Raw genomic sequence first — 20,542 nt, 5'->3', positions numbered from 1 at the left:
ACCTTTTTTTTAGTGATAAATCAACCAATAAATTAATAATATAGATTAGTGGTTTCATTGATTGATTACTTAATTTTTCAATCAATTAGTACATTGTTATTGTAAATTTACATTACACGTTAATGTTGTTACTTAGTAAATTTTACTTATTAGTCGTTATTTAAAATTTAATAGGGTGAGATATCGGTATTTAACTAAACCTAATTTTTGGGGGAAAACTGTGTTGTTGACATTGTGTAGTATCGATGTAATTTGTGGTTTTATTGTCAATGGAAACATATTTGAATATTTTCATACATCGGTTTAGAGATTATGATTGATTATTTTTTGTTAATTCCTTATTGTATTGAATGTGTAAAACTTTAATGTTCAGTAATCTTTTTCAGACGCTATTTACCCACCATTAATTTTGCAATTATGTATAATTCATCTTTAAAGGGGATATGATATGCCATACAAAACACGCAATGATTTACCTGAATCCGTACGTCATGTACTGCCAGAACATGCTCAAGATATATTTAAAGAGGCATTTAATAGTGCGATTAAGGAATACCAAGATCCGAAAAAACGACGAGACAATAGTCCGCCTGAGCAAGTTGCCTTTCGTGTTGCTTGGTCGGCAGTTGAAAAACTTTATCATAAAGATGAAAACGGCAAATGGGTAGCTAAATAATATTATCAATATGATTTGAGTATTAGAACAATACTAAAGCCAACTATGATAGTTGGCTTATTCATATGTTTAATCTAGTGTGATATTTTGTCAAATCTGAAGCCCTTACTCAGTCAAATAGACTCTTTTATGGTTAATACCGATTTCTATTGTGATGATCAATATATAGTGTGAATTTCTTTTAACGTTGTGGTTGATATCTGGCAACTATAATTAATTTATTTTCCTCATGTTTTATTTTCTCCTTTCTTGTATTTGCTGTTTTGCTAAACCTGCCATATTGCACCGATATTTTCCTTATCAATACGGAAAATGTTGGTTAGTAATTCTTTATTTTTCCTTTTATACTAAATTTGAATCGTCAACAAACATAGGTGCTTGATTATGAATAATAAAGGTTTACCAAAAGATTTTTTATGGGGAGGAGCGGTTGCTGCTCATCAGTTAGAAGGGGCTTGGCAAGCGGGTGGAAAAGGAATAAGTGTTGCCGATGTCATGACCGTTGGTTCGCCAAAAAATTATCGTAAAATTACCGAAGGAATTATTGAAGGTGAGTATTATCCTAATCATGAAGCCATCGACTTTTATCATCATTATAAAGACGACATTAAACTTTTTGCCGAAATGGGCTTTAAATGTTTTAGAACGTCAATTGCTTGGACACGGATCTTTCCTAAAGGTGATGAGCTTGCGCCAAATGAAGAAGGCTTGAAGTTTTATGATGATCTTTTCGATGAATGTTTAAAATATAATATTGAGCCCGTTGTCACCCTTTCACATTTTGAATTGCCTTATTATTTAGTCACCGAATATGGTGGATTTCGTAATCGAAAATTAATCGATTTTTTCGTTCGTTTTGCCGAAGTGTGTTTTGATCGTTATAAAGATAAAGTCAAATATTGGATGACGTTTAATGAAATTAATAATCAAGCCAACTTTGATGAGGATTTTGCGCCGTTTACCAATTCAGGTATTTATTATCAAGCTGGCGATAATCGTGAAGAAATTATGTATCAAGCGGCTCATTATGAGTTAGTTGCCAGTGCTAAAGCCGTGCAAATTGGTCATGCGATCAATCCCGATTTTCAAATCGGTTGTATGATTGCTTTTGTACCTATCTACCCCGAAACCTGTAAGCCGAGTGATATATTAATGGCGCAAAAAGTCATGGAACGTAAATACTTTTTTGCCGATGTGCATGTTCATGGTCAATATCCAAATCATATTATCAAATATTGGCAACATAAAGGCTTTAAGTTAGATGTAACCAGCCAAGACTTAGAGGTACTAGCAAACGGCACCGTCAATTATATTGGCTTTAGTTATTATATGTCCAATGCGATCAGACATAAAGCAGGCAACGATCGTTATGAATTTAATGAAAAAACCGATTTGATCGGTAATCAATACGTCAAAAAATCGGATTGGGGTTGGCAAATCGATCCTGAAGGATTGCGATACGCATTAAATTGGTTTACGGATATGTATCATTTACCGTTATTTATCGTGGAAAATGGTTTTGGTGCTTATGACAAAGTCGAGGCTAATGGTGCAGTACATGATCATTATCGTATTGAATATTTGCGTGAACACATTAAGCAAATGAAGCTGGCTGTTTTGCAAGACGGTGTTGACTTAATGGGCTATACCCCTTGGGGCTGTATCGATTTAGTTTCGGCAGGCACGGGCGAAATGGAAAAACGTTATGGTTTTATTTATGTCGATAAGGACAACAAAGGCAATGGCACGTTAAAACGTAGTCGCAAAGATTCATTTGCATGGTACAAAAAAGTGATAGAGTCAAATGGCGAAGTTTTATAAAAATTCTGATTTATAACCCATTTTATGGATAACAACTTTTTAGGAGAAGCTATGAAAAAAGCGTTAATTATTTGTGCTGCGGGTATGTCTTCATCGTTAATGGCAAAAAAAGCAACCGAATATTTTACCAATAAAAATAAGGCGATTTCAGTTGATGCTGTTTCAGCAACCGAAGGCAGTAATATGATTAAAAATAGTGATTTTTCCCTGTTTTTAATTAGTCCACAAACAATGATGATGTTAGATAAATTTAAAAAATTGGGCGATGAAGTCGGTAAGCCTGTTGTCAGTATTCCTTTTCAAGCTTATATCCCTACCCCTTCGGGGATTGAACAATTAGCGAAATTGATTGAGGAAAATATCCAATAATTTTAGATCATTGCTGTTTTCAGTATTGGGCGCCGTTTTTTGACCGTTTTAGGGTCGGCGCCCGGCGATGTTGCTTAGAGTGTGTTTGATTAGCAAACTAAAGCAACCACACTATTCTTTATCTTTTTAGCTGTTATAGGTGTGGATGATAATGATTAAAAATAAACAACGCGATCTTATTAGCCTATTAGTCGGCTCAAAAAATCAGTTTAAAAGCAGTGCGTTGCTGGCAACTGAGTTATCATTATCCGATAGAACTGTTCGTACTTATCTTAACGATTTAAAAGCATTGATTGAATGTAATGGCGCCAAAATTGTCAGTAAACAAGGCTATGGTTATCAATTGCAAATCTTGGATAGAACGGCGTTTAATTCGTTTTTGATTGAACATCATTTATTAGATCGGCATGAAGAACAAGCCAATATACGGGAAGTCTGTCACCGCAAACACTACATTCTTAATCTGCTATTACTGGAATGTCAAAAAATCGATATTGAAGCATTATCCGAACAGTTATTTATTAGTTCATCACAACTCAATAAAGATATGCTGGAAATAAAAAATCAGCTTCAACCCTTCGAACTGACTTTAAAGAAAAATAAACAACTATTTTATGTGGACGGTGCAGAAAAAGCCAAACGTCATTTTATTATGAGCTATTTTTTTCATGAAGAATCCATGAACTTTTTGCAGCGTTTAACTTATTTAAATAAGTTTAGTGATGCAATCAGTTTTGACACGTTAACCATTATTATTTTAGATGAGTGTCGTGAAGCAAACATAAAATTGTCCGATGTGATGATGCAAAATATTGTGTTGCATCTTTCTTTAAGCATTAAACGTTTACAATCTGGTCTGACCATTCAAAATTTGGATATGCCAGAAACAACTAAAAGTTCATTGGAATTTCACGTTGCGAAAAAAATAATTGATCGTATTGAGACAGTAATTGGTTTTGCTTTTCCGAAAGAAGAACAGATGTATTTAACCTTGCATTTGATGAGTAAATCTAACTTTATCCAACAAGATTTAGATGCGCAACTCAGCTTAATGTTAACCGATTTATTACTTAAGATTCAGCTTGAAACAGGCTATCAATTTTTGAAAGATGAGCAATTAAAAAATGGCTTGGTTCAACATTTAAAACCGATGTTAGTAAGGTTAGCGCAAAATATCAAACTTGAAAATCCATTACTTAGAGAGATCAAAACCTGCTCGCCCGAATTATTTGACTTAGTTAAGCACTATTTTAAACAACTCCCTAATCTAACTAAGTTAACTGTTCCTGATGATGAATGGGGTTATTTAGCCCTGCACTTTTTGGCTTCCGTTGAAAAACTGAAAAATGCGCAAAAAATGAGAGTATTAATTATTTGTGCAACCGGATTGGGTAGCGCTCAGCTTTTAAAAAATCGGGTCGAGTGTGAATTTGATGAGCGTATTAAAATTATTGATACCCGAGGCTATTATGAAATTGAACCCGACATGTTAAACGAAGTGGATTTTATTATCTCTTCAGTTGATCTTTCTGCTAAAGTCTTTAAAATTCCGGTTTTTCATGTTTCTGTTTTTTTTACTGAAGAAGATGTGCAAAAAATTCGGCGTTATCTTTCTTCACGTCATGTCATAACTTCATCCAATCTGAACTTGATGTCATCGACTCATATCGTCAATGAAAAAAGTCATTTGTCCTATCTTGAGCAAGTCGTTGAAGAGGTGACTGCTGATTACTTTTATTTTTGCCAATGTCCATTAACGAAAGACGATATTTTAGATCTTTTATTGGAGCGTTTAGCGGTCAATGAAGCCTGTTGTTATAAATCAAAGATGATTAAACAAATGGCTAAACGAATGGTGTTAGGAGATATCTTTTTTAGTCCTAACATTGTGGTACCGCATCCTGCTGTTCCTGTCGGAAGATTATCTAAAATGGGGATAGCGCTGATTCCTCATGGTGTCTATTGGGATAAAAACTACCCTGATATTCGCTTTATTTTTCTTATTTCACCGTCTGTTTATCAAAATCCTTCTTTAGCAATGATGACGAAAGCAATCGTCAATTTGATTGATGATTCAGCGATGCAACACCAATTATTACAATGCCAAACTTTTTCCGAATTTAAATCACTGTTTATTAAACTTATAGAAAAGGGAGCGTAACAATGATTCAAAAAATGAGCTCAGAAGATATTCAACTAGTCGCTTTTAATATTATTTTGCATAGCGGCAATGCCAAAACCAAAATCCATGAAGCCTTTCAGGCAATGCGAACAGCCAAGTTTGACCAGGCTAATCAACTTCTTGAAGAGGCTAATCATGAAATTTTAGCAGCCCATCAATCTCAAACCGAATTACTGCAATCTTATGCCAATGGTATGCAAATCGAAATGGAAATTATTATGGTGCATGCTCAAGACCATTTAATGACAACCATGACAATGCGTGAAATTGCAATTGAGATGTCATTTTTATATCAAAGATGTGATCAACTATCGGCTAACTAAAGAGGTTAAGCAATGATGATAAACGCCCAATTTGATAAGTCTAAAAAATTGAGTTTAACTAATCTTTATTTTAATCGTTTTTTAGCGATTCGCTACTCGACTGCTTTTTTGCTATTTTTGAATCTTTACTGGGCTGTTTTTTTGCTTGGTTCGAAGTCCTACACCGCTATTTTGCCTATTACGCTTTTTATTTTGGGTACATTAACCGCTTTTGAACAAGTAAAGCTTTATCGCAATCATGATAACTTTCTACCATTTGCTAAGTTATTTTTTCAAATGATGCTTTTAATGTGTGGCGTGTTAGTTATCACCCTTTATACATCTTTATTTCATCTCTTTTTTCCATTTTTAAAAGATTCGCAACCTGTTTTAAATACGATCATGGGGCTACTAATTGGGAGTGGTGTAATGGCTTTTTTAATGCTTAAAAGATTGGCAAAAATTCAACGTAACGAGGATAAACATTTTAAACGAATCCAAGCTTATGAAGAAATTATTAATTAGATGAGGAAAACAAAATGAATACCGGATTTGTGTTTTTACAAAAGTATTTAATGACACCAATGGCAAAAATATCACAATTTAAAATTGTGCGCGCGGTAATGGCTGCCGGTATGGCATCAGTACCTTTTTCAATTGTTGGCTCTATGTTTTTAGTTTTTAATACCTTGCCAATGACATTCACGGGGTTAGAAGGTTTTTTTGAAAATACGTTTTTTCGGGTCAGTGATCTGTATATGATTGCCAATACCGCTACAATCGGTATTTTAGCGCTCTATTTTAATTTTGTTGTGGGCTATGAATTAACAAAAATTGAAGCTGAGGAGACAGGCTTAAAAGTGAATGCCCTTAACGGTGCAATGTTATCGGCTTTTGCATTTTTTATGACTTTACCGGAATTAGTCATGCAAAATGGGGTGATTACATTATTCAGTGATCAAAGTAACCTTGTGTTTAATGGTCTACGTTTAACGCCTTTTGTGTTTCGCTTAGGCACATCGGGGATCTTTATTGCTATTGTCATGGCAATAGTCGCCACGCATCTTTATTTTTTATGTGTCAGACGAAATTGGGTTGTTAAAATGCCCGAAACCGTACCATTAGGTGTTTCACGCTCCTTTACGGCGTTGATTCCAACGTTTGTTATTGCTTTTTGTATCATTATTTTAAATGGCTTTTTAGTGTTTATGGGGACAGATATCTTTGATATTGTCAGTATTCCGTTTACGTTTGTGACTAACTTAACCAAAAGTTGGTTAGGGATTATGGTTATTCTTTTTTTAATCCATGCATTATGGGTTGTAGGGATTCACGGGGCAAGCATTATTGGGGCGTTTATTACGCCAATTATGTTAGCCAATATGACCGAAAATACCGCAGGTGCACATATTCCATTCGCGGGTGAATTTAATAATTCATTAGTCATTTTAGGCGGCTCAGGTTCGACACTGTTAATGACGTTTTTTATTGCTTTTTTTGCTAAATCAAGCCAGTTAAAAATTTTAGGTCGTGCGTCCGCTGTTCCTGCCATATTTAATATTAATGAGCCGATTATTTTTGGTATGCCGATTGTTTATAATCCCTATTTAGCTTTACCTTTCTTTTTAGCGCCAATGGCATGTGGAACATTAGGTTACTTTGCTATTAGTTCGGGTATTATGAATCCCATTATTGCTTTAGTTCCTTGGCCGTCACCAATGGGGTTAGGCGCCTTTATCGGGACAGGCGGAGATTATAAGGCGGCCATTGTTGCGATACTGTCTGCTATTTTAGCTCTGTTTATTTATCTTCCGTTTGTTAAACTTTATGACAATAAATTATTTAAAGAAGAGCAAGGCAAACCAGTTGATGATGTTCAAGAAGTTGTCGAAGCCGATTGAAAATAAACGAGTATAACCGTTTTATCAATTTATAAGTGTTAATTTAAGTCACGATTAATCATTCATTAATCGTGATTTTTTTGGATGAGTTTTTGCAAACTAAAAATTGTGTTGAATTATCAATACGTCCATTAACAATCACTGAACATAATTTACTCAATGCATGAATCTTCTATGCTATATTCATCTATTCCTCCACTTCAATTTTTGACTCGCTTTTCACATTAATAATAACGATGCCTAGCGACAAAAGTGGGGGAAGTTATCATGTATTTAGCAGGAGGTGTTGTATGTCCTATTTGAAAAATCTATTCATTAAGTATTGCTGTTTTGCTTTGTTTTTATTGGTATCTCAGCAAGTGCTTGCTGTTGAAACTCATCAACTAAAATTAGAAGCAGGTGCAGTTGCTTCACCGGATAATTATGGTGCTATGGCAGCGAAGGAAATACTTGAAAAAGGTGGAAATGCAGCCGATGCAGCCGTGGCTACTGCATTTACCCTTGCCGTGACCTATCCTGAGGCTGGCAATATTGGCGGTGGTGGATTTATGACACTTTGGATGGATGGAAAACCTTATTTTATCGATTATCGTGAAGTTGCACCCCATAATGCCTTTAAAACCATGTTTTTAGATAGTAATAATGAAGTCATCCCTGATTTAAGTCTTTATTCTCATCAAGCTTCTGGTGTACCGGGTACGGTTGCCGGTATGTGGGCTGTTCATCAACGCTTTGGTCAATTAACCTGGCAAGAAGTGATGGCGCCAGCAATACGCCTTGCTAATGAGGGTTTTATTGTCCCACCGCAACTTATTGAACGTTATCAAGAAGCGGTTGTGACTGCGCCAAACAACGGTTATTTTAAGCAATATTTTGGTAATATGAAAACCAATAAACTATTTAAACAACCTGAATTAGGCAACGTCTTAAATAAAATAGCGCAGTTTGGTCGTGACGGATTTTATAAAGGGGAAACAGCCAAACTGATCGCCCAACAAATGAAAAACAATAATGGTTTTATTACTGAATGTGATTTAGCAAATTATCAGATTAAATGGCGTGATCCTTTGATTGCCAATTGGCATGATATGCAAATCGTTACCGCTCCCCCACCAAGTTCCGGTGGCATTGGGCTGGTTCAACTATTATTAATGAAGCAAGTATTAGCTGATATGTTTAAGGATATTAAGCCCAATTCTGCGCAATATATCCATTTATTAGCAGAAATTGAAAAACGTGTTTTTGCTGATCGCGCCGAATACATGGGCGATCCTGATTTTATCAGTGTCCCCGTTGCAAAACTTATCGATCAACAATATTTAGTTGAACGTGCCAAACAAGTTAATCCTATTGCGATTTCGAAAACTGAGCAAGTGAAACCGGGTTTAGACTGGCAACATGAAAAGTTACAAACAACGCATTTTTCAATTGTTGATAAGTGGGGAAATGCAGTATCAAATACTTATACGTTAAATGGTTGGTTTGGTTCGGCTATTGTTGTCAAAGGTACAGGTATTTTACTTAATAATGAAATGGATGATTTTAGTAGCAAGCCCGGTATTGCCAATCAATTCGGTGTGGTCGGTAATGATGCAAATGCCATTGAACCCAATAAACGTCCATTGTCATCCATGTCTCCAACCCTATTTATCAAAAATAATAATGTAGAAATGGTGATAGGTACCCCTGGTGGTTCGCGCATCTTCACATCTATTTTTCAAGTCGTGGCTAATGTTTATGATAATAAGATGTCATTAAAAGATGCAGTGGATGCGGTACGTTATCACCACCAATTATTGCCGAACAATGTGATTTTTGTTGAGCGGTTTCAAACAACTGTACCGAATTTGTTTAAAAAAGAGTTAGAAAACATGGGATATCGCTTCGTGCAACAAGATTTTAGCGGAGATATTCAAGTGATTAAAATTCATAATAATAAACCAGAAGCCGTGTCAGATATCCGTGGAAGAGGTCAAGCGATTATCGTCAATTAGAGGATAGATTTAAGATTACATAAAGAATCAATGTGTTGGGTAAATTGTGCTATCAATGATTAGGATTACACTTAGATTTTTTCTAGATAAGTATGGTAAAAAGTAAATAAAAAGCCCGTCTCATTGACGGGCTTTTTATCGCGATTTGAAGATAATTATTCTGCAATAATTTCAACAATAACTTTAGCAAAAGCTTCGCTGTGTACTTGGAATAACACTTCAAACTCACCTGTGTTACGTAATACACCATTTGGTAAGCGAACTTCGCTTTTTGATACTTCAATACCACGAGCTTTAACCGCATCAGCGATATCACGTGTACCGATAGAACCAAATAAACGACCTTCATCACCAGCTTTAGAAGTAATAGTCACTTTACCAAGTGCATTAATTTCAGCAACGCGCTCTTCTGCGGCTTTTAATGTCTCAGCAAGTTTTGCTTCTAATTCAGCACGACGCGCTTCAAAGAATTCGATATTCTTTTTAGTCGCAGGTACTGCTTTACCTTGTGGAATCAAAAAGTTACGCGCATAACCCGCTTTAACATTAACTTGATCACCTAAGCTGCCTAAATTAGCAACTTTATCGAGTAGAATAATTTGCATTATATGTTCCCTCTGTTGCTAATTACTGATGGTTGTCAGTATATGGTAATAATGCCAAGTAACGAGCGCGTTTGATAGCGCGAGCTAATTGACGTTGATATTTTGCGCTAGTACCAGTAATACGACTTGGTACGATTTTACCACTTTCAGTGATATAGCTTTTTAATAAAGAAACATCTTTATAATCAATTTCTTTAACGCCTTCTGCAGTAAAACGGCAGAATTTGCGACGACGGAAATAACGTGCCATTTGGCTATTCTCCTAATAGTTTAATTTGGTCAGCATGTAACACAAGTTGACTTGTTTGATTACGTTTAGTGTGTGTACTAATAAAGCCACTCACTAATACTTTGCTGCCTTTTTTTATGTAACTTAACTCTTGTTGTCCGCTGGCAATAACGGGCATTATACACCATGCTTGCCTTGTGAGTTCTGCTTCAATTTGTTCAGAAACATGTTCTAAATAAAATTGGCAGTGTGACACTCCACTTGGACTGATTTTTCTTATCGGGGTCTTGGTAACAATACCCGATAACACCAAACGATTATTCTTCGGAATCATCGTCCATGTTTACTTCGCTAAAATCTTCTTCAGCGTTACGACGCTCATCTTTAGCTTTTAACATTGGTGAAGTTTCAGTTACAGCATGTTTAGTACGCATAATTAAACTGCGAATGACTGCATCATTGAAACGGAAGTTATCTTCAAGCTCGTTAACAGCTTCTTGAGTCGCTTCAACATTCATTAACACATAATGTGCTTTGTGCAGTTTTTCGATAGGATAGGCTAATTGACGACGACCCCAATCTTCTAAACGATGAATTTTTCCACCGTCAGTCGTTAATGTACCAGTATAACGTTCGATCATACCCGGTACTTGTTCACTTTGATCTGGGTGAACCATAAAAACAATTTCGTAATGACGCATTATCGCTCCCTACGGATTAATCAGCTTTCTGTCGGGGCAACCGCAACCCATTGAAAGCAAGGAACATGAAAATTTGGCGGTTGAAATCGACGGGGCATTATATATCAACTGACCATAATTGACAAATGAATATGTTAAGTTTAATAAATTTTTGTGCCAGACTAATACTGATGATAATTGTTTGATAACAATAAATTTATGGAATACTTCAAGCAAATTCTTAAATAATTCTTGATAAGTCTAATCATATTTTCATTCTTGGGTTTCTTTACCAATTAAAAAGGTCACCCTTTGGTGACCTGAATATAGCAAAACATTTATTGTTTATCTTTATGTTGTAATCTTATTTTGCCGCTTTTACGGCTAAGCCTAACTGCCATACTGCCATTGCATAATAGCTACTGTGATTATAACGGGTAATGACATAAAAATTAGGTAATCCATACCAGTATTGATAACGATTCCCCATATCAAGCCTTAACAAGCTAACCTGTTTATTGCCATCTAATGTGCTTTGTGGTTTCAATCCTGCTTTGGCCAATCTTTCAATCGAATATTTGGTACTAAACCCTGTTTCAAGCGATAATGCCTGTCCATCGGCTTTTACAGCCACTTTTTTTCCTTTTTGCCAACCATAGGCTTTAAAATAGTTGGCAACGCTGCCAATCGCATCTACCGGATCCCACAAATCAACATGACCGTCATGATTAAAATCCACCGCATGATTTCTAAATGCTGATGGCATAAATTGACCGTACCCCATTGCCCCAGCAAATGATCCATTTAAATCAAAAGGATCAACACCTTCATCTCGACACATAATTAAGTAATCTTCTAACTCTTTAGCAAAATAGGCCGAGCGTCTTGGGTAATAAAAAGCAAGTGTCGAGAGTGCGTCAATAATTTTTGTTTTTCCCATGACTCTACCCCACCCTGTTTCAACACCAATAATACCGACAATAATTTCAGGTGGAACACCATACTCTTTATAAGCTTGCGCTAACTCTTTTTCATATTTATGCCAGAACTCTACTCCTCTTGGCAGATTGCTAGGCGTGATAAATTTATTTTTATAGCGGATCCAAGCACCATTAGGGCCAGTCGAAGGCCCCGACTGTGGTGCTTGTTTGTCCATTAAATTTATAACCCAATCAAGTTTTGTGGTTTGTGCTAGTACTTCTCGAAGTTGTTCCCGATCAAAGCCATGTTTATTGACCATTTTATCGATAAACTTTTCTTGTTCAATAGCCAATGGCGCATCGTTGACAATGACAAGATCATGCTCTTTTTCAAGATAAACACCACCCGCTACATTTGATTGACCTCGATGTTGTTGCATCGGCGATGTTGTCGAGTTGTTACTTTGGCAAGCAACAAGTAACCATACCATACTGAATAAAATGACAATACGTTGCATAACCCATCCACATTTAAAGAGTTAAATAATAAACAGCATAATAATGTATTTCATGCTATTCAACAATGTTTTGACAAGGTTGCCCTTGAGAAATCTGCTTGATATTGGTTAATGTGGTTTCGGAGATATTCAATAAGGCTTCTTGCGTTAGAAAAGCTTGATGCCCTGTAAAAATCACATTATGACACGATGATAATCGACGGAACACGTCATCTAAAATAACATCATTCGATTTATCTTCAAAAAAGAGGTCTCGTTCATTTTCATAAACATCCATTCCTAATGCGCCAATTTTGGTTTGCTTTAAGGCATCGATTGCGGCTGTCGCATCAAGTAATCCACCACGACTGGTGTTAATAATCATGACGCCATTTTTCATTTTTTTAAATGAATCTTTATTAAGTAGATGATAGTTTTCAGGGCTCATTGGACAGTGAAGCGTAATCACATCGGATTTTGCATAGAGTTCATCAAGTTGGACATACTGCGCACCTAATTCGACTGCAATATCATTTGGAAAAGGATCATAAGCTAAAATATTCATACCAAAACCTTTTAGGATTCGGATCACTGCTTGTCCAATTTTACCAGTACCAATCACGCCTGCGGTACGATTATGCATATTAAATCCAGTTAAGCCATCAAGGGCAAAATTCGCATCGCGAGTCCGTTGGTAGGCTTTGTGAGTACGTCGATTAAGCGTCATCATGAGTGCAACGGCATGCTCGGCTACTGCTTCAGGTGAGTAAGCTGGTACACGAACAACCGTAATGCCTAATTTTTTGGCTTCAGCAATGTCAACATTATCAAATCCGGCACACCGTAACGCTAAGATTTTTACCCCACAATGCGCAAGTTTTTGTAAAACGGTTTTGTCAACTTCATCATTAACAAATACACAAACGGCATCATAACCTTGTGCTGTGACTGCTGTTTTATGACTGAGTTTATGATCATAATATTCGATATTAAAACCAAATTTTTTATTGGCAATCTCTAAATGTTCTTTGTCATAGTGTTTACTACTGAAAACCGCAATTTTGATTGAATGTTTCATTTTTTTGCACCTCTGTTCATGGTGATTAACGCATGTTTAGTTGTCTCTGTTTTTTATAGTTTTATTAAAACTATACAGACATTGTAAACCTAAATAAAATAATTTCAGCTCAATGCTATTATGAATGAATTGTTTGCTTTGACCTTAGTGATTATTTTGACAATGATATGTTATGATAGCACTTTGCTAAAAAACTAACCAATAATGTTAAATAATGAATAGAAAGCAAGACTCCATTGTTAAGACCATTTTCACGACTAAAATGCTAATATGTATTTTTACTGGATTCGCATCAGGCCTACCTTTTTATCTTTTATTGCAATTATTACCCGCTTGGCTTGATAGTGAAGGAGTCAATATCAAAACAATTGGCGCGTTTACTTTAACTCAAATACCTTATATTTTTAAGTTTGTTTGGGCACCCTTTATGGATAACATCGCTTTATTTAATTTGGGACGACGCCGTGGATGGATGTTTATTTCACAAATTATATTAGTGATTTCCATTGCCAGTCTAGGATGCTTTTCTCCTTCGTTAAACATCTGGTTGATTGCAAGTATTTCATTCATTATTGCTCTCTTTTCTGCCACGCAAGATATTTCACTTGATGCTTTTCGACGTGAATTATTGTCAGACCAAGAGTTAGGATTAGGTAATAGTATTCATACTAATGCTTATCGTATAGCAGGTCTAGTCCCTGGCTCGCTATCATTAATTTTATCCAGCTATTTGCCTTGGAGCAGTGTTTTTATTATTACAGCACTCTTTATGATTCCAGCTGTTATTATGACGCTTTTAGTTAAAGAACCTCAGAGTTATACCCCTAAAACCCATTCCATTGAAGATATTATTATTAAACCCTTTAGTGAATTTATTACACGTAATGGAGTGATTAAAGCGCTTTTGATTTTAGCCTTTATTTTCTTATATAAATTAGGTGATAGTATGGCAACCTCGTTAGCAACGCCTTTCTATCTACAAATGGGATATGATCGATTAGATATCGGTTTAATTGCTAAAAATGCATCGTTATGGCCAAGTGTATTTGGTGCTTTAGTCGGTGGAATTTTAATGATAAAAATTGGCATCAATCGAGCACTTTGGTGTTTTGGCTTTGTACAAGTTGTCTCAATATTAGGTTTTGCTTGGCTTTCAATTGAAGGCCCTTTTACTGAAATCGCCCTTTTCCAGAAAGTTTTATTAGCACTTGTAATTGGATTTGAAGCCCTTGGTGTTGGACTTGGATCCTCTGCTTTTGTTGCTTTTATTGCAAAAACTACTAACCCACTTTATACCGCAACGCAATTTGCATTATTTACTAGTATTGCATCCATTCCTAGAACGTTAATTAATGCTACTACTGGTATCCTTGTTGAAGATTTAGGATGGACATCCTTTTATGGTTTATGTACGATTCTTGCTATACCAGGAATGTTATTACTTTTTGTAGTTGCGCCATGGAATAAAAAAACTTAGGAGAGAATATGGATCAATTAACTCAAGCATTAAATTTTCGGCATGCATGTAAAAAGTTTGATGACACGAAAAAAATCGCTCAGGCTGATATGGAATACATTTTAGAAGCGGGTCGATTATCACCGTCTTCTTTTGGTATTGAGCCTTGGCATTTTGTCGTTGTGGATAATGATAAAATCAAAACGGAATTACGTGCTGCTTGTTACAATCAAGAACAGGTAACTAGTTGTTCACATTTTGTCATTGTGCTTTATCGTAAAGCCAATAATTTTACATTACAAAGTGAGTATTTGCGTCGTACCGTCGCCCGTGGATTACCGAATGCTAATGATCAAACTGCAATCGATACGGCAAGTCAATATTTCATCAATTTTTATGAGCATGGTTTAGCAAATGGATTAACCGTTAATCATTGGTCAGAAATGCAAGATTATCTTGCTTGTGCCAATATGCTAACAGCGGCAGCGTATCGAAGTATTGATTCGTGTGCTATTGGGGGATTTGAATACGACAAAATTGTGCAAATACTTGAAAAATATATGCCGCAATTTAGTGCTGAATCTTATGGTATTGGACTTGGTTTAGCGTTTGGTTATCGATTAAAAGAGCCAACAGCAAAAATTCGCTGGCCACTAAAAGATCTTACAACGTATTTATAAAATTAAAAAAAACTTCCGTGCCTAATGGCGACGGAAGGAACAAAATGAAAAAAACAACACCGAATTTATTTAACCGATTGGTATAAGGTTTCGGCATCTGTTGATGCCGAATCCATAATAAACACCACGCCAGATAAAATATTGCCAATTTGTGGATCGGTAATATTTTGTTGTAATGACGTTAATATTTCTTGCGCCCAATTGATTTTTCGTAGTACGGCTTCTACGTTTTCTTTTGAAGGATTATTCACTTTCATTTCCCTCCATCTTGCTAGGATTTCATCTTTAAAAATAATGAATAATAGTTATCAAAATAAGTAACAGGTTTTGAATAAGAAAAAAACACATTTTAAAGGCAAAAAAGATAAAAATAAAACAAATGTTGTTTTAAAAAACTTAAATTCAATTAAAAAAACCGAAAAGAAAAAGATAATCGCATTTTAACCAATTAAATAAATATATTGTGTCTACCTATCGCTACAATAATCAATTTTTTTGCCAGAATGAGATCGATAATGATAGACTTGTGAGCCAGAAATATCGTTAATATCAATTGGTAGACTGTTTGTTGGCTGTCAGTAATTAAAAAATTTTCTGCACGAAAATTGACAATAAGATGCCAGAACAAAAATGAGTAAGGATTTTAAAGATGAAGACTAAACATGTACGTTTGTTAATACTGGGTTCTGGTCCAGCTGGATATACCGCAGCGGTGTATGCCGCACGTGCTAACCTTTCCCCTACCTTAATTACCGGATTACAGCAAGGCGGACAGCTTACCACTACAACAGAACTCGAAAATTGGCCAGCAGGTGCACCTGATTTAACAGGCCCTGAATTAATGGTCAAAATGCGAGAACATGCCGAACGATTTAATACAGAGATTATTTTCGATCAAATTGATCGTGTCGATTTTAGCAGTAAGCCTTATAAGCTTTATGGCTGTGAAACAGAATATCATTGTGATGCATTGATTATTGCAACGGGTGCGTCTGCCCAATATCTAGGCTTGCCTTCTGAAGAAGCTTTTAAAAGTAAAGGGGTATCAGCTTGTGCGACTTGTGATGGATTTTTCTATCGTAATCAGAAAGTGGCTGTCGTCGGTGGCGGTAATACAGCTGTCGAAGAAGCACTTTACTTAGCTAACATTGCAAGTGAAGTTCACTTAATTCATCGTCGTGATACCTTTAGAGCAGAAAAAATATTAATGAATAGATTGCACGAAAAGGTACAACAGGGAAAAGTGATTTTACATACTCATCGCATTGTTGATGAAATTTTGGGCGACAATATGGGCGTAACGAGTGTCAGGTTACTAAGTACTCAAGATCCCAATATCAGTGAAAAAGTCGCTGTTATGGGCGTTTTTATCGCCATAGGTCATAAACCAAATACCGAGATTTTCGAAGGACAACTTGAGTTAAAAAATGGTTATATCAAAGTCAAATCAGGTACTGAAGGGCGAGCAACACAAACCAGTGTCGAAGGAATTTTTGCAGCAGGCGATGTGATGGATCACATTTATCGGCAAGCCATTACTTCGGCAGGTACGGGTTGTATGGCGGCATTGGATGCAGAACACTATTTAGATAATTTAAAATAGAAAAATATTGATATTCATGTCATTAGATAAACAACGTCAAACTTATTTATTAAATTGGCTAAAGCAGCATGCAAAAGGATATAAATCTGACTTGCGTGTCTCGACTTTAACCGGGTTTTTGTTAACCATTTTTGTGATCTTTCAAGCGGCTTTGTTAGCGACGATCTTACAAAAGTTAATTATTGAGCAACACAGATTTTTTGACATTTTGCCTTATTTTGGTTGTTTGGTTATTGTGTTTTTAGTCCGCGCTGGTTTACTTTATTTACGAGAGAAAATTAATTTTATTTTAGGCAAAAAAGTTAGAAAACAGATTCGTCATCAATTAATCAATCAGCTTGAAAAATTGGGCCCTGCCTATCTAAATCGAAGCACCACCGGTGCATGGAGTACATTAATTATTGAACAAGTTGATAATCTCCAAGATTTTTTTGCCCGCTATTTACCGCAAATGCGTTTAGTGAGTATGGTACCTATTTTAATCTGTATCGCAATTTTCCCTTTTAATTGGGCAGCAGCACTTATTTTACTCGCTACAGCCCCATTAATTCCGATTTTTATGATTTTAGTGGGTATGGGTGCTGCGGATATTAATCGTCGCCACTTTAAAGCATTGAGTTATCTAAGCGGTCATTTTTTAGATCGATTAAAAGGTCTAAATACCATTCGGCTGTTTAATCAAGGCGAAAAACAAGCTCAAGAGATTAAGCGTGCATCCGAAGATTTTCGCGTTAAAACGATGCAAGTTTTAAAAGTCGCTTTTTTGTCTTCTGCCGTTTTAGAGTTTTTTACCTCGATTTCAATCGCCATTGTGGCGGTATATTTTGGATTTTCTTATTTAGGCGAGTTTGATTTTGGTTCTTATAATGGCACAGTCACGCTTTTCGCTGGTTTTTTTGCGTTAATTTTGGCGCCAGAATTTTTTCAGCCTTTACGTGATTTAGGCACTTACTATCATGCGAAAGCCGAAGCTATTGCTGCCGCTGATAATATTGAATCTTTTTTAAATGATGAAAATTCATCAATAAATGCTGAACATCAAGTAAAATCGATTCCCTTTAATGAGCCATTAAAATCTATTGAAGCAGATAACTTAATCGTGTTATCTAATGAGCGACACCCTATTGTTGGCCCTTTATCATTTTCGCTAAAGGCGCCTTTTAAATTAGCATTAATAGGAACCAGTGGCGAGGGGAAAAGTTCGTTAATGCAAGTTTTACTTGGTTTTTTGCCTTATCAAGGCTCATTAAAAATCAATGGGATTGAGTTTAATCAGTTAAATATCACTGATTGGCAAAAACAAGTCAGTTGGATTGGTCAACATCCCTATCTTTTTAATAGTTCTGTACGAGATAATATTTTACTTGGTAATCCGCTTGCCAGTAATGAAGAACTTCAAGCTGTCATTTGTAAAGCACAGCTTATTGACGTTGTAGCTAAACTGCCTGAAGGATTAGATACCCTTATTGGCGAAGATGCTATCCGGTTATCGATTGGACAAGCACAGCGCGTGGCTTTAGCCAGAGCGATGCTAAAGTCTTGCCAATTATTGATTTTAGATGAACCTACAGCAAGCTTAGATCAAGAAACAATTAATCATTTAGAACGACATAATATTGCCCCTAATACGATTACAATTACCCATCAGTCGGACGATATGCAGTACGCAGATCAAGTTTGGCAACTGGCTCATGGTCAATTAAATTGTAACGTTAAGGAGATCACATGCTAGCAATTTTGCGTCCATACATTGCTCTGTATAAACACTATTTTTGGCAAATCTTAATTGGATTATCTTTATCGATTCTCACCCTGTTTGCAAGTGTGTTTTTGCTCTCTTTATCTGGCTGGTTTTTAGCGTCAACCGCTTTTGTGGGGGTAGCTGGTTTGTATTCTTTCAATTATATGCTTCCTGCTGCTGGGGTGCGGGCAGCAGCGATTACCCGAACGGCAGCACGCTATATGGAGCGTTTAGTTGATCATAATACAACCTTCAAAATTCTTGCTTACTTAAGGACATTAGCTTTTCGCAAACTATTACCATTAAGTGCCAATCAATTAGCACAATATCAAAAAGCGGATCTGCTTAATCGATTTATTGTCGATATCGATGCGCTTGATCATCTTTATTTAAAACTTTTTTCGCCCATTGTAACTGCATTGATAATGATCGCAATTTTATTTATCGGATTAAGTTACATTAATCTACCCATTGCGCTCATCATTACCATTATTCTCACGCTGACTTTGCTTACTGTACCTGTAATTTTTTATTATGCCGGTAAACAATTAGGCGAGACATTGGCAAAACAGCAAAGCGATTATCGTTCACAACTGATTAGCTATTTACAAGGACAAGCTGAACTCACTTTATTTAATGCCCAAGCAAAGTATCGTGATAAACTTGATGAACTTGAATCACAGTGGCTTAGTAATCAACAACGTCAATCAACATTAGTGGCGCTATCGAGTGCATTAATTTTATTAATCTCAGGTTTTTTAACACTGCTGGTATTATGGCTGATCACTCAATATACACTTTCGCCATTAGTTGCCTTATTTGTATTTGTTTGTCTTGCCAGTGCAGAAATTTTAATGCCCATTCCTAATGCCTTTATATTTTTAGGGCAAATCATCGCTTCGGCATCCCGTATAACGGCTATTTTTAGTCAAACACCTGAAATTACCTTTGTGAAAGAAGGTAAAACACTTGATTTGACAATGGCTAAATTACAATTTGATAAAGTTAATTTTAGTTATCCAAATCAACCTTTTATCATATTAAAGGATTTTTCGTTAACGGTTGAATCTGGTGAGCATATTGGGTTGATTGGTAAAACCGGCTCAGGTAAATCAACACTGCTCAATCTGATTAATCGCATTTGGGAACCCAATTCGGGGTCAATCTATTTGAATGATACCCCTATTAACCAGTTGGATGAAAAAACACTTCGCCAAGCTATTGCTGTCGTTCCGCAAGTTATTACCATTTTTAGCGATACGTTACGGCAAAATTTGCTGATTGGTAATGAGCAGGCTACCGATCAGCAATTGATAGATGTTTTACATCAAGTTGAGCTGGATAAATTACTTATTACGGAAAAAGGTCTCGATTTACTTATTGGGCAAGGTGGGCGTGCGTTATCGGGTGGTGAAATTCGCCGTATTGGGATTGCTCGAGCATTACTGCATCATTCACCCTTGATTTTAATGGATGAACCAACCGAAAGCTTGGATCAACAAACGGAACAGCAGATCATTAAACTTATCCAACAATCCTGTAAAGGTAAAACTTTACTTATGGTAACACATCGTTTAATTGATAATCCGTTATTTGATCGAGTAATTTCGCTCTAACTTAGCGTGTAACATAGTGTTATTATTTATATGTTTTTTAGGATAAATTTTTAGAGAACGTACATTTTGTGACTGTTTAACATTTTAAACAGTCAAACTTGAATACGTGACAAACCAGTTAAGATGTTTAAATTTTTTGTAAGATAACTTTTGCCTAATGGTTATCTACACTGCAATTTTTAAAATATGTTA

20 protein-coding genes are annotated in these 20,542 nt (G+C 35.9%); 13 read left to right on the top strand and 7 right to left on the bottom strand.

The window, feature by feature from the left end; translation table 11 throughout:
- The first annotated feature begins 448 nt into the window (after positions 1-448).
- The 8 genes from J3U14_RS00730 to ggt all read left to right on the top strand — a co-directional run bounded on the left by J3U14_RS00730 (position 449) and on the right by ggt (position 9,245).
- Positions 449-676 (top strand): ChaB family protein, encoded by a 228-nt coding sequence (locus J3U14_RS00730; protein WP_220216686.1) that lies wholly within the window; start codon positions 449-451, stop codon positions 674-676.
- Positions 677-1,060: 384 nt separating this feature from the next.
- The gene (locus J3U14_RS00725) at positions 1,061-2,497 is read left to right on the top strand and encodes a 6-phospho-beta-glucosidase (RefSeq protein ID WP_267351544.1); all 1,437 of its coding nucleotides are present in this window, start codon (positions 1,061-1,063) and stop codon (positions 2,495-2,497) included.
- Between the two features lie 51 nt (positions 2,498-2,548).
- Entirely contained in the window at positions 2,549-2,866 is a 318-nt protein-coding gene (locus J3U14_RS00720) for a PTS cellobiose transporter subunit IIB (protein WP_220216684.1), read from the top strand.
- 151 nt (positions 2,867-3,017) lie between these two features.
- The gene (locus J3U14_RS00715) at positions 3,018-5,027 is read left to right on the top strand and encodes a BglG family transcription antiterminator (protein ID WP_267351546.1); all 2,010 of its coding nucleotides are present in this window, start codon (positions 3,018-3,020) and stop codon (positions 5,025-5,027) included.
- Between the two features lie 2 nt (positions 5,028-5,029).
- Complete coding sequence (locus J3U14_RS00710) at positions 5,030-5,371, top strand: PTS cellobiose transporter subunit IIA (protein WP_267351548.1); 342 nt, start codon at positions 5,030-5,032, stop codon at positions 5,369-5,371.
- 12 nt (positions 5,372-5,383) lie between these two features.
- Positions 5,384-5,875, top strand: coding sequence for a hypothetical protein (locus tag J3U14_RS00705; protein WP_267351550.1), 492 nt, complete (start codon positions 5,384-5,386; stop codon positions 5,873-5,875).
- Positions 5,876-5,889: 14 nt separating this feature from the next.
- Complete coding sequence (celB, locus tag J3U14_RS00700; RefSeq protein WP_267351552.1) at positions 5,890-7,251, top strand: PTS cellobiose transporter subunit IIC; 1,362 nt, start codon at positions 5,890-5,892, stop codon at positions 7,249-7,251.
- A 290-nt stretch (positions 7,252-7,541) separates the two neighbouring features.
- Entirely contained in the window at positions 7,542-9,245 is a 1,704-nt protein-coding gene (ggt, locus tag J3U14_RS00695) for a gamma-glutamyltransferase (RefSeq protein WP_267351554.1), read from the top strand.
- A gap of 155 nt (positions 9,246-9,400) precedes the next feature.
- Here the strand turns inward: ggt and rplI are convergent, their stop codons facing one another.
- The 6 genes from rplI to J3U14_RS00665 all read right to left on the bottom strand — a co-directional run bounded on the left by rplI (position 9,401) and on the right by J3U14_RS00665 (position 13,242).
- Entirely contained in the window at positions 9,401-9,850 is a 450-nt protein-coding gene (gene rplI / locus J3U14_RS00690) for a 50S ribosomal protein L9 (RefSeq protein ID WP_267351555.1), read from the bottom strand.
- A gap of 22 nt (positions 9,851-9,872) precedes the next feature.
- Positions 9,873-10,100: a 30S ribosomal protein S18 gene (rpsR, locus tag J3U14_RS00685; protein ID WP_025314965.1), complete on the bottom strand. Its 228-nt coding sequence runs from the start codon at positions 10,098-10,100 to the stop codon at positions 9,873-9,875.
- 4 nt (positions 10,101-10,104) lie between these two features.
- On the bottom strand, positions 10,105-10,410 hold the full coding sequence (gene priB / locus J3U14_RS00680) for a primosomal replication protein N (RefSeq protein ID WP_411596968.1): 306 nt from the start codon (positions 10,408-10,410) through the stop codon (positions 10,105-10,107).
- Positions 10,397-10,780, bottom strand: a complete 384-nt coding sequence (gene rpsF / locus J3U14_RS00675; protein ID WP_065559156.1) for a 30S ribosomal protein S6 — start codon at positions 10,778-10,780, stop codon at positions 10,397-10,399. The genes priB and rpsF overlap by 14 nt, the downstream gene beginning before the upstream one ends.
- A 343-nt stretch (positions 10,781-11,123) precedes the next feature.
- Complete coding sequence (gene mltB / locus J3U14_RS00670; RefSeq protein ID WP_267351558.1) at positions 11,124-12,197, bottom strand: lytic murein transglycosylase B; 1,074 nt, start codon at positions 12,195-12,197, stop codon at positions 11,124-11,126.
- 55 nt (positions 12,198-12,252) lie between these two features.
- Complete coding sequence (locus J3U14_RS00665; protein WP_267351759.1) at positions 12,253-13,242, bottom strand: 2-hydroxyacid dehydrogenase; 990 nt, start codon at positions 13,240-13,242, stop codon at positions 12,253-12,255.
- Between the two features lie 226 nt (positions 13,243-13,468).
- Between J3U14_RS00665 and J3U14_RS00660 the strand changes: the two genes are divergently transcribed.
- Both J3U14_RS00660 and J3U14_RS00655 read left to right on the top strand, forming a co-directional pair.
- Positions 13,469-14,731, top strand: a complete 1,263-nt coding sequence (locus J3U14_RS00660) for an AmpG family muropeptide MFS transporter (RefSeq protein ID WP_267351559.1) — start codon at positions 13,469-13,471, stop codon at positions 14,729-14,731.
- An 8-nt stretch (positions 14,732-14,739) separates the two neighbouring features.
- A complete protein-coding gene (locus tag J3U14_RS00655; RefSeq protein ID WP_267351560.1) occupies positions 14,740-15,390 on the top strand; it encodes an NAD(P)H-dependent oxidoreductase in 651 nt (216 codons plus the stop codon).
- A 65-nt stretch (positions 15,391-15,455) separates the two neighbouring features.
- Here J3U14_RS00655 and J3U14_RS00650 read toward each other — a convergent pair whose 3' ends face one another.
- On the bottom strand, positions 15,456-15,647 hold the full coding sequence (locus J3U14_RS00650; RefSeq protein WP_267351562.1) for a hypothetical protein: 192 nt from the start codon (positions 15,645-15,647) through the stop codon (positions 15,456-15,458).
- 392 nt (positions 15,648-16,039) lie between these two features.
- Here J3U14_RS00650 and trxB point away from each other — a divergent pair, with 392 nt between their 5' ends.
- Genes trxB through cydC form a run of 3 tightly spaced genes read left to right on the top strand, consistent with a single transcriptional unit; the run spans position 16,040 to position 20,350 of the window.
- Entirely contained in the window at positions 16,040-16,993 is a 954-nt protein-coding gene (gene trxB / locus J3U14_RS00645; RefSeq protein ID WP_267351564.1) for a thioredoxin-disulfide reductase, read from the top strand.
- A gap of 16 nt (positions 16,994-17,009) precedes the next feature.
- Positions 17,010-18,725 carry a heme ABC transporter permease/ATP-binding protein CydD gene (gene cydD, locus J3U14_RS00640; RefSeq protein WP_267351566.1) on the top strand — a complete coding sequence of 572 codons (1,716 nt, stop codon included), beginning with the start codon at positions 17,010-17,012 and terminating at the stop codon, positions 18,723-18,725.
- Positions 18,719-20,350 (top strand): heme ABC transporter ATP-binding protein/permease CydC, encoded by a 1,632-nt coding sequence (cydC, locus tag J3U14_RS00635; RefSeq protein WP_267351568.1) that lies wholly within the window; start codon positions 18,719-18,721, stop codon positions 20,348-20,350. Before cydD ends, cydC begins: the two co-directional genes overlap by 7 nt.
- Positions 20,351-20,542 lie beyond the last annotated feature (192 nt).

The sequence above is a fragment of the Gilliamella sp. B3801 genome, from assembly GCF_026536645.1.
Lineage (GTDB): Bacteria > Pseudomonadota > Gammaproteobacteria > Enterobacterales > Orbaceae > Gilliamella > Gilliamella apicola_I.
This window is presented reverse-complemented; position numbering and strand designations above follow the sequence as displayed.